Annotated in this window: 2 protein-coding genes; both read left to right on the forward strand. The window is 42.8% G+C overall.

Annotation, left to right across the window (positions count from 1 at the left end):
* Positions 1-153: 153 nt before the first annotated feature.
* Positions 154-690, forward strand: coding sequence for a hypothetical protein (locus RIG68_RS28365; RefSeq protein WP_350130356.1), 537 nt, complete (start codon positions 154-156; stop codon positions 688-690).
* Positions 691-707: 17 nt separating this feature from the next.
* Positions 708-1316, forward strand: coding sequence for a hypothetical protein (locus RIG68_RS28370; protein ID WP_350130358.1), 609 nt, complete (start codon positions 708-710; stop codon positions 1314-1316).
* The last annotated feature ends 291 nt before the right edge of the window (positions 1317-1607 follow it).

The raw sequence follows: 1607 nt of genomic DNA on the forward strand, positions 1-1607 counted from the left end.
CGTCATGGGGCTTTACTTGTAAGGAAATGGCAGTGGGGATTGTAGTCCCCGCCACTTTGTGTATTTTTATTCATCGGCGTGGCTATTTGCGGACGGCAGCGGTAACTCATACCAATCCCCACGCCGCATAGCTAGTCGTTACACACAAGTATCATGACGCATAGTATCTCAGTAATTTTGCTGGTTTTCTGTTGGACTACTTCCATGGCTTGCGATTGCCGTGAAGTAAAAGACCTGAAAAAGGTGCAGCGAGAACACTTTGAAATATTTCCGCTAATATTTGTCGGTGCGGTTGACCAACTCAATGACGACGGCACTTACACCTTCAAGCTTATCGAACTTTTTAAGGGCAACCCTTCTGACTCACTGATCCACGGAAAACCGGAAGGCTACTGCTATAGCGCTCCTAGAGAGAGTGATTATATGTGGCTAGTATATGCAACCCCTAACGACGACGGATCAATCACCATCGAATCATGTAGTCTATCACGGAGTTACTACTTTCCCTATATTTCAAACGAAAAGGTGGCGGTACCACCGCCGAGTCTTTTTTACAATGACAATGAAGACAAGACCATTATGTTGCTCGAAGCTGAAATTGCCACATTTGATTACAAGGAAAGAGCACTTAATGTACTAAGGGCAGAAATTGAGCAGCTTCGTAGATGGCGGGACAAAAAAGGCAGCTGAAACACAAGTACCTTGTCATGAAGACTCTAGCATTAATCGTATTAAGCGCCGTTTCTTTCAAAGTTTTTGGCCAGTGTCCAGAACAAGAATTTGTCGGGCCAAGCCATAAATTTATTCATTTACTTAGATTGGCAGCAGACACTACTCACAATAGCCAAATAGAACTGGATTTCTTTTGCGCATTTCCAAATACGATTAATGAACTAGCTGAAGTGTTTGGAGCTGATAAGCAAACTGGGATGTTACCTTACAATGGAGTTCATGATCAATTAAAGATTATCTTCTTTTTCTACAATCTTAGCACAATTAATAAGTCTGCCTTCTACAAAAAATATGTAGACGTATGTTCGGACGGCAAGTGGTATAACAGGGATGATGTAGACGGGTTTGGTCTCTTACTCAAACTTTTAGCAGACCCTACTAATGTTGCGGCGGAACTAGAGACACGCACTGATTCAGAAATTCTAAATGTGTTTAGGCTATTGTTGAGTTGCTCCAATGAGAAGGGTTTGAATAAGAAATATACCGAGATTAACGAAGTGCTAGCGACGAGCTCTCCAGCTTTAATGGCCCTATTATATAAAGCTTTCAATGAGATTCGGACATCAGAACCTTGGGAGAAGTAGTAGGAGAAATGTGTGTAACACGACGGTAAAAATGAATGTGGGCTTCACCTGGAATCATAAGCTAGTTGGCTTGGATTGTCCGCCACAAATTATAAATTTATCATCGGCGTGGCTAAGATGTAGTGGAAGCGGAGCTGCATAAAACTCCCACACTCATTTTACCGAGGCGTTGTGCGTAATACTCCTAGACAATGAGTGCTGATCATACTGACCTTGGACTTTCGACAATCATGGGGCCACAGCTCCGGGCTTTGGTTGAAAGTCAATTGCTACAGGATCTTGGACACTATG

This window comes from Imperialibacter sp. (assembly GCF_040222385.1).
GTDB lineage: Bacteria > Bacteroidota > Bacteroidia > Cytophagales > Cyclobacteriaceae > Imperialibacter.